Source organism: Bacteroides sp. AF39-16AC, from assembly GCF_003602735.1.
Lineage (GTDB): Bacteria > Bacteroidota > Bacteroidia > Bacteroidales > Bacteroidaceae > Bacteroides > Bacteroides uniformis.
Map to the genome: position 1 here is coordinate 9,172 of NZ_QTLN01000037.1, position 9,443 is coordinate 18,614.

The following is a 9,443-nucleotide window of genomic DNA, read 5'->3' on the forward strand; positions in this document are numbered from 1 at the left end:
GTGAAGGAACTGAGGCTGCATTTTTCAGAGAAAAAGGCGATGGCGTTGCTCTACAAATTAGAGCAACACACCGTCGAACTCGTGAAACTGAGCCGCCGGATTGTGGAACTTTCAAGGGAAATGGAGGCAAAATGGTCGCAAAAATCAGTGTAGGAAGTTCGTTGTACGGCGCGATTGCCTACAACGGGGAGAAGATTAACGAGGCGCAGGGGCGGCTTCTCACCACCAACCGCATCTACAATGACGGTTCGGGAACGGTGGACATAGGCAAGGCGATGGAGGGTTTTCTCACCTTCCTGCCACCGCAGATGAAGATCGAGAAGCCGGTGGTGCATATCTCTCTCAACCCGCACCCGGAGGATGTGCTGACCGATATTGAGTTGCAGAATATCGCCCGCGAGTATCTGGAAAAACTCGGTTTCGGAAACCAGCCTTATCTTGTATTCAAGCACGAGGACATCGACCGCCACCACCTGCACATCGTGACGGTCAACGTGGACGAGAACGGGAAAAGGCTCAACCGGGATTTTCTCTACCGCCGCAGCGACCGTATCCGCAGGGAACTGGAACAGAAGTACGGATTGCATCCGGCAGAACGTAAAAATCAGAGATTGGATAATCCGTTGCGCAAGGTGGCCGCATCGGCAGGTGATGTGAAGAAGCAGGTAGGCAACACCGTGAAGGCTCTGAATGGGCAGTACCGTTTCCAGACGATGGGCGAATACCGTGCGCTCCTTTCCTTATATAATATGACGGTGGAGGAAGCGAGGGGCAACGTGCGCGGACGGGAGTATCACGGGCTGGTCTATTCCGTCACGGACGACAAGGGTAACAAGGTGGGCAACCCGTTCAAATCCTCGCTTTTCGGGAAGTCCGCAGGCTATGAAGCCGTACAGAAGAAGTTTGTCCGTTCCAAATCGGAAATCAAGGATAGGAAACTGGCAGACATGACGAAACGCACCGTCCTTTCCGTGCTGCAAGGCACTTATGACAAGGACAAATTTGTATCCCAACTCAAAGAGAAGGGCATCGACACCGTACTGCGCTACACAGAGGAAGGGCGCATCTATGGGGCTACCTTCATCGACCACCGCACGGGATGCGTGCTGAACGGTTCGCGCATGGGTAAGGAGCTTTCGGCGAATGCCTTGCAGGAACACTTCACCCTGCCATACGCCGGACAACCGCCGATACCGCTATCCATCCCTGTGGATGCTGCGGACAAGGCACACGGGCAGACCGCCTACGACAGTGAAGATATATCGGGCGGTATGGGCTTGCTCACTCCCGAAGGTCCGGCGGTAGATGCCGAGGAAGAGGCTTTCATCCGGGCGATGAAGCGCAAAAAGAAGAAAAAACGCAAGGGCTTGGGTATGTAATCAGAGTATCAACAATTAAAAAATCAATGTATGTCACAACAAGAAGACGATTTGAGGGCATTGGCGAAAATCATGGATTTTCTGCGTGCCGTGAGTATCATTTTAGTGGTCATGAACGTGTACTGGTTCTGCTACGAAGCCATCCGGCTGTGGGGCGTGAACATCGGCGTGGTGGACAAAATCCTTCTGAACTTCGACCGCACGGCGGGGCTGTTCCATTCCATTCTCTACACGAAGCTGTTTTCCGTCCTTTTGCTTGCCTTGTCCTGTCTGGGTACGAAGGGTGTCAAGGGTGAGAAAATCACTTGGGGGAGAATCTGGACAGCATTTGCCGTCGGGTTCGTGCTGTTTTTCCTGAACTGGTGGTTGCTGCCCCTGCCGCTGCCGCTTGAAGCGGTGACGGGACTGTATGTCCTTACCATTGGAACGGGCTATGTCTGCCTGTTGATGGGTGGTCTGTGGATGAGCCGCCTGTTGAAACACAATTTGATGGAGGATGTTTTCAACAACGAGAACGAGAGTTTCATGCAGGAAACGAGGCTTATCGAAAGCGAGTATTCGGTCAATCTGCCGACACGTTTCTATTACAGGAAACGCTGGAACAACGGTTGGATCAATGTAGTTAATCCCTTCCGTGCGTCCATCGTGTTGGGTACGCCGGGCAGCGGCAAGTCCTATGCCGTGGTAAACAATTTTATCAAGCAACAGATTGAAAAGGGCTTTAGTCAATACATCTACGATTTCAAGTATCCCGACCTATCTACTATTGCCTACAACCATTTGCTGAACCACCCGGACGGCTACAAGGTAAAGCCGAAGTTCTATGTGATCAACTTCGACGACCCGCGACGCTCTCATCGGTGCAATCCCATTCACCCGGATTTTATGGAAGATATTACGGATGCCTATGAGAGTGCCTACACAATAATGCTCAACCTCAATAAAACGTGGGTGCAAAAGCAGGGCGACTTCTTCGTGGAGTCACCTATCATTCTGTTTGCCAGTATTATCTGGTATCTCAAAATCTATCAGAACGGGAAGTTTTGCACGTTTCCCCATGCTATCGAGTTTCTGAACCGCCGTTACGAGGATATATTTCCGATACTGACCTCTTATCCGGAGCTGGAGAACTACCTTTCGCCGTTCATGGATGCGTGGCTTGGAGGGGCTGCGGAGCAGCTCATGGGTCAGATAGCGTCGGCAAAAATCCCGCTTTCGAGGATGATTTCACCGCAGCTCTACTGGGTGATGTCAGACAGCGAGTTTACGCTGGACATCAACAATCCCGAAGAGCCGAAAATCCTCTGCGTGGGTAACAATCCCGACCGTCAGAATATCTACGGTGCGGCACTCGGTCTGTATAATTCCCGTATCGTGAAGCTCATCAACAAGAAGGGGATGCTGAAGTCATCGGTCATCATCGACGAGTTGCCCACAATATACTTCAAAGGGTTGGACAATCTTATAGCTACCGCCCGAAGCAACAAGGTTGCCGTGTGTCTGGGCTTTCAGGATTTCAGCCAGTTAGTGCGTGACTACGGGGACAAAGAGGCGAAAGTGGTGATGAACACTGTCGGCAATATTTTCTCCGGTCAGGTGGTGGGGGAAACAGCCAAGACGCTCTCCGAGCGGTTCGGTAAGGTGTTGCAGAAACGGCAGTCCATCTCCATCAACCGGCAGGATGTTTCCACCTCCATCAACACGCAGATGGACGCGCTCATTCCACCGAGTAAGATTTCCGGGCTTACGCAGGGAATGTTTGTCGGTTCTGTATCCGACAACTTCAACGAGCGTATCGAGCAGAAGATTTTTCATTGCGAGATTGTGGTGGATGCCGAAAAGGTGAAACGGGAAGAAAGTGCCTACAAGAAAATTCCCGTCATTACAAACTTCACGGACGAGGACGGCAACGACCGCATGAAGGAAACGGTGCAGGCGAACTACCGGCGCATCAAGGAAGAGGTGAAGCAGATTGTGCAGGAGGAACTGGAGCGTATCAAAAACGATCCGGTGCTGTGTAAACTGCTACCAGATAATGAGACTGTCTAACAAGTCCCCAAAATTGAAAATTATCCCTATCGAAGTTTGAAGTGACCCCCAAAAGTTGGATACAATTTTTTTGGGGGGCACTTCAGTTCTGACGGGTAAAATCGTAAAATTCGGACTTGTTAGACAAATACTTACGCGGTTTCAACCTCAGGTACTGAATCTATCGAATTGACAAATTTAACCAATTGCGGATCTGAATCTTTTTGTATGAGGTTTCGGAGACTCTTTTTCAATTCATAAGCATCATCCCCTGCTGTATTTATTAAATCCATATAAAAATCTTTGTTTTGCAGAATCAATGAACGGCATGCCCCATCGGAAATTACAGGTTTCACTATTTTATCAATAACGTCTCCAGCTTGACTTTTCAAATTACCATGCGATCTAAGCCATGTTTCGAAAAATTGAAACTTTATTGCATTGATAGTCTTTTTACCGATGCAGAAATCATTTCTTATATCGGTAACTGTCGATTTAATTTTTCGTTTATCCAATCTTTCAACTATATTCTTGAAACAATTAGGGAAAGGATTCAAACTTTGAGTTCCAGAAGCAATATCCATCAGAATCTTTTTGCCAAATTCAGTCAAGTTATCTGGCAAGGATTTGATTTTAGCCAGTAAATGTTTTATTGCGACAAACCAATAATATGATGTATGTGCTGTTCTTTGGGCGTATAATGTATCAACACTTATTTCAGACAACGCTTCGAACGCTATTTTATTGATATGATCGGTCAGGACATTGCTTATTTTAGTGGTCAAATCGTAAAAAGATGCGTCAGGAATTACATCTTTAATATTGTTCTTAGTGATATACTTATCCAAATCGGTATTCCACTCTGCTAAATGCTCGATAAATACCTCATCCGTTACACCTATTCTGTTCTTAATATCTTCAAATTGGGGCAATATGTCTGAGAGCAATAATTTATAGCCAAGTTTATGATTTACCATGTATTGTAGTGTTTCATTTAATAGCGGTATATTCCATCCCACACTATTTACTAATAAGTCTCCATGATCCACATAATAGTCCATGAGTTCTGCAACATATTTTATATCTCCACCCTCTATTAAGGAAACGGAATGACCATGTGCCAATTGCATGGCGACTAAATCGTAATATCCAGACTCTTTAATGTTTCGGCCATCAGTTTCTAATTCAGAATGCAACTGATTTATGTAGGTTGAATCTAACGTTACAGGTAAAGGTCTTTCTTCGTCAGATGCCAATAAACGATAGGTTGTAAATATAGCCCCTATATTATCTTTATTTACATTCTGTTCATCAATGCAATTCGTGATCGCTTGCAAAAGCGTTGGAAACGTATAGGTAGAATTATCTTTTAACGTTTTTACAATATCTGCATGGTCGAAATTATCGGGTAGTAAGTTTGCCAAATAATTATCGAGCGCCTCCGAATTTGTTGCTACTTGATAATATTTATATGCTTTAGTTGTCGCGTTATCCCGATAGGCAGCATCTGTTGCATTTGCAGCTTGAATATAATCGATAAATGTATTTGGCTTGACTGTTTTTGCTTCAATCAATGACGTAAAATCGCACGCCAACTTATTTTGCGCAATAAACCTGTCTATTGCATCTAACGTTTTGAAATAGTCGCCGCCATTGAAGTCATTGAACCGAACTATCTTCTTATATAATTGAGCAATCACATGGTTTTGGCTTTCCGTGTCTAAATGCAACAGCAGTTCTTGGTATTCGACAGGGAACACCTGCTTCTCTATGGATTCTTTTAATTTCAATTGTGCTATTCTTTGCCATACACGCAGAATAACATCGCTCTTTCGAGTTAATTTATGCAAACAATGTATAATCTTATCGATAAGCGCATTGTCCATACATTGTATAACTTCTTCTAATACAGTGTCAAATTGTTTATTAGTCTCTGCATATTGATTTATGTCGTGGTCTTCTTCTCCGTTGATGCAGCCTTCAATATATTTTTTCAATGGAATTTGTCGAGCATCTTCAACATCGACACCATATACCAAAGCTGCAATTTCGCGTTGTGTTTGCAGATCATTGTTAATTATTGTTTGAATGCCATTCAGATAGTCGCCGGACAATATTTGTTCTACTGGATTTGCCAGAATATCCGTCTTCTTCAAACAGAACAATGCTATGTTTATCATCAAAATTTCGTTACACCACTCTTGTTTAAGAGCGACCATCTCATTGATATATGATATAATTTCCCTAACATTGGCATTAGGATTTACCAATCTGAATATCCGATTTATAGTTTCTTTCGCTTCATTTTCTGTTTCTCCAAATGCTTCAACAAACAGTTTGTTGAATATACTTCGATAGTCGGTAATAACAGGAGGAGCAACACGATAAACAATAGGGAAAGTTTTATTGATAAAATACTTGGTCAGTTGTTTCGTTTGTTCGTCGGTCTCATCTCCGAATGCACAAGCTAAATGTGTTTCATCGAAAGGAATAACAGCCCAAACATTTTCAAAACCGCTATCGGCGAAGAACGTATGGATAGAAGACCATAATTCTTTTACTTTTTCAGCGGGGAGACGATCCATGTTGTCAAAAACAAGGACTAATTTACGTTGTCCTTTTTCCTTGATAAAATCAGAAATGTCTTGCATCCATGTTTTGAACTCGTAAACCGTTGGTTCGTCTTCGCTCAAAGTCTCATAGCAAACGTCCTTTTCGACTTTATCTTGATAAATAGCTAACATATAACTCCATCCATATTTATGATCTTTGCTATATGCCCATTTCCAAACGCACAATGCAATAAGAACTGGCAGTGCAGCTATGATAATAGACAATAAAGAAAACCACCATGTTGTGGGTGTAGGTTTTACTGCATACGCAATAAATGTAAATATCGGAGTTAAAACTGCAACCAAAAATGCCGCAACCATACCATTACTGATAAGGGGATATTTTTCGGTTACGGTCTCCGTTTTACGGGCTAATAAATATTTCAGCTTTTCAGACCATGATACGGTTTTCGTACCTCCACCTTTGACTTTTATTGTTGCATTTCCAGATAGGATACCATCATCAATAAGTTTGCTTGTAAGCAATTCCAATATAGAGCGGCGTTGCAAGTCCTCTTGATGTCCCCATGCGTCATACTCAAAAAAGTAATAGTCGTCTGATAATTCACGTTCCAACATTTTAACCACGTTGGATTTTCCAGATCCCCAAATACCTTCGATGCCGATAATTCGAGGTAAAGTACATTCCTCATCCAATGAATCATTCTGACAAAAATGGCGAGCAATAGTTTTTGCCAACCTTTCTTGCGAACCTCCATCGAATTTGTCAATACCACACGGTTTATTTTGGATAAACCGCGGATATTGCTGTTTGGATTGTAGTTTTGTTTCCATATACGTAATTTATTGATTATACGAACTCCAAATAATTCTCCCGATTTACCACATGAAACTCGGCATAGGGATAGGCTTCTTGGAAGGCTTTCGGTGCGGCCGGCATTTTATTTCCCCACTTGAACTCCAAGGCGGTAAGACTGTCGGCACTCTCCTCAATCAGGTCGATTTCCTGTTTGTCGTAGGTGCGCCAGAAATAGAACTCCCTGTGCAGTCCCTCATTGAAGTTCGCTTTGCGCCGCTCTCCGATGATGTAGTTCTCCCACAGCGCACCGACATCCTGCCGAATGGCCAGCGGTGAGAAAGCCCCGATAATGGCATTGCGAATGCCGTTGTCGTAGAAGTACCACTTGCCAGCTTTTGTAACCTCCTTGCGTAGGTTACGCGAATAAGCCCCCAGACGATAGATAACGAAGACCTTTTCCAATAGGTCGAGGTATTTTTCAACGGTCGTCTTGCTCATGCCGAGTTGTTTACCTAACTCTTCGTAAGAAACTTCGCTGCCCAACTGAAAAGCTATCAATCGCAGTAGATCGCGCATCTTGCTCGAATTTTTTAAGCCGTCAATTGCTAAGATATCTTTAAGCAGGTATGCACCGACAATATCACGTAGGTAGTCTGTTTTACGTTCATAGTTCTCCATCATTACTACTTCGGGATAGGAACCGTAAATCAAGCGCGCTTCGAGGTTCTGGCGGGTTTCAAGTGCCGTTTCCGTCTGTGCGATTTCCCGTTGCGAGAATGGTGTAAGGAGAAATTGCGTACTGCGGCCGACCAACGGTTCACCAGTCTTATTCAGCAAATCGAATGACGAAGAACCACTTGCCAAGACACTTATTCCCGGTATTTCATCAACTATCAACTTCAGAATACTACCGATTTGTGGTATGTTCTGTGCCTCATCAATAGCCAGCAAATCAATACCATCCAATAAATGCCGATAATTGGCTATTGAGCGATTCTCCAATAGTGCTAATGTGTCGTAGTCTTCGCCGTTGAGCATCATCGTCCTACCTGAATAGTTGTCCACAATTTTACGCATCATTACCGTTTTACCAACACGGCGAGCACCAAAAATCAGTACTGCTTTATTGGGCGCGATTCGTGCTGTAATCTTCTCTTGAAGTATTCTATTTACTGTTTCCATACCTTATAAAATATAATGCAAAGATAATCATATTTTTTTAATTGGCGAATTTTACAAAAAAAACGGGCTATTAAATGGCGATTTTTACAACCACAATCTTATGGAAGTTGTTTCATTGTTTTTAGTAATGATATATGTTCATACTATGATGACTCAATAATTTACCAGACATACGTTTCTGAAATTTGTCCTTATAGGAATGAAAAACTCACATATATTGTGCTAATTAATATATAATTAAATGAAAATAAAAAGACAGGATACGAGTATTCCTGTCTTCTCATATGTAATGGATATTTTTTTATTTTCTCATCCGCTCCAACTCCTCATCACGCAACATTCTCTCGTTCAGTTTTTCCTGCATCCTGTCAATGAAATAGGTGCGGCTTTCGTTCTTCCGGCGTTTGATATCAGTGTAGAAGCGGTAGCAGTCTTTAGAATCAACCCCGAATATCTTATAGAGAAGTGGGGCGAGCTGTTTGAGCGGCATATTGCCGTTGTTGATGCAGCCCATCACGTCTATGCCGTAGATAAGTTCCACGAGGTCGATGGCATTGCCCGTCCATTGAAGAAGGCTGGCGGTGGTTTCTGTTGCGTTGTTGGCGGATATTAGTGGTGGCACTTGGGGCGTGGCAAGGAATTTCTGCATCTTTCTTACGAAAGACAGAGCCTTGCTGACGTAGGCGGCAATCTCTCTTTTTTCTTCTGACAGATTACGTACGGGATGGTGCTGCAACTCGATTTCGATGTAGGCAAGCGCGATGACGGTAAGGTTCATGTCCATGCCGCCGTTGCACAGTTCGATCACTTGGGTGGCGAAAGCCGTGTATGCCGTTTCCATATTGCAGTCGCCGGCTTCGTTTATCAGGCGGAAAAAGTCGGTTTCCGCCAGCAAGAAATAATTCATGGTTCTGTCAATTTTGAAAATTACACTTTGTTTTCTGCGTGCGCACATGAATATAATTGGCAAAAAACGCGGCAGAAAATAAAAAATCCAACACTCAATTTTACAAAGTGCTGGATTTCAGAGGTATAAAATTCAGTATTTTTTCACAAGGACAAATTATCTCCGACTTAAATTGTTTGTAATCGGAACATTTATTCTATTCCTGAAAATAGAAATGTATGCTTGCCGCACATTTTGGCTATCTTGCTTTTTTATCAAGGATATAGATAATGCGACATACACCGTTGGGATAGCTTTTCAAAGAGGAAAGCGTCCAGTGTTGCTCTGGCAGAGCCGACTTAAAAAAATGTCGTCCGCTTCCGGATATGAAAGGAACGGTGTATAGTATGATTTCATCCACAGCGTGCATCCGCAGCAGTCCGTTTATATAGTCTGCCGTGTCCGGTGTGGCTTCCGCGAGGTAACGGATGTTTGTGCAGTCTTTTCTCCATTCGTGCAGCATTGAAATGGAATAGTCCGGTGTCACACGGTAAAAGGCTTTCTTCCTGATTTCATCAAGACCGCAACGGTCAAGG

At 43.8% G+C, this 9,443-nt stretch carries 6 protein-coding genes and 1 pseudogene; 3 read left to right on the forward strand and 4 right to left on the reverse strand.

Features of this window, described 5'->3' with window-relative positions; genetic code table 11:
* The 3 genes and pseudogenes from DW039_RS21130 to mobC form a co-directional block, all read left to right on the forward strand.
* A pseudogene (locus DW039_RS21130) lies at window positions 1-153 on the forward strand (MobA protein); the annotation flags it as partial.
* Window positions 132-1,379 (forward strand): conjugal transfer protein MobB, encoded by a 1,248-nt coding sequence (mobB, locus tag DW039_RS19395; protein ID WP_004291483.1) that lies wholly within the window; start codon window positions 132-134, stop codon window positions 1,377-1,379. The pseudogene DW039_RS21130 and the gene mobB, both read left to right, overlap by 22 nt.
* Window positions 1,380-1,409: 30 nt before the next feature.
* A complete protein-coding gene (gene mobC / locus DW039_RS19400) occupies window positions 1,410-3,428 on the forward strand; it encodes a conjugal transfer protein MobC (protein ID WP_004291482.1) in 2,019 nt (672 codons plus the stop codon).
* Between the two features lie 131 nt (window positions 3,429-3,559).
* Here the strand turns inward: mobC and DW039_RS19405 are convergent, their stop codons facing one another.
* From DW039_RS19405 to DW039_RS19420, 4 genes are all read right to left on the reverse strand, one after another.
* Window positions 3,560-6,814: a P-loop NTPase fold protein gene (locus DW039_RS19405; RefSeq protein WP_004291481.1), complete on the reverse strand. Its 3,255-nt coding sequence runs from the start codon at window positions 6,812-6,814 to the stop codon at window positions 3,560-3,562.
* A 16-nt stretch (window positions 6,815-6,830) separates the two neighbouring features.
* Window positions 6,831-7,961 (reverse strand): ATP-binding protein, encoded by a 1,131-nt coding sequence (locus DW039_RS19410; RefSeq protein ID WP_004291480.1) that lies wholly within the window; start codon window positions 7,959-7,961, stop codon window positions 6,831-6,833.
* Between the two features lie 301 nt (window positions 7,962-8,262).
* Window positions 8,263-8,868: an RteC domain-containing protein gene (locus DW039_RS19415; protein ID WP_004304269.1), complete on the reverse strand. Its 606-nt coding sequence runs from the start codon at window positions 8,866-8,868 to the stop codon at window positions 8,263-8,265.
* Window positions 8,869-9,106: 238 nt separating this feature from the next.
* Window positions 9,107-9,443 (reverse strand): dihydrofolate reductase family protein (locus DW039_RS19420; protein ID WP_120382258.1); only part of this gene is annotated, 337 nt, incomplete at its 5' end.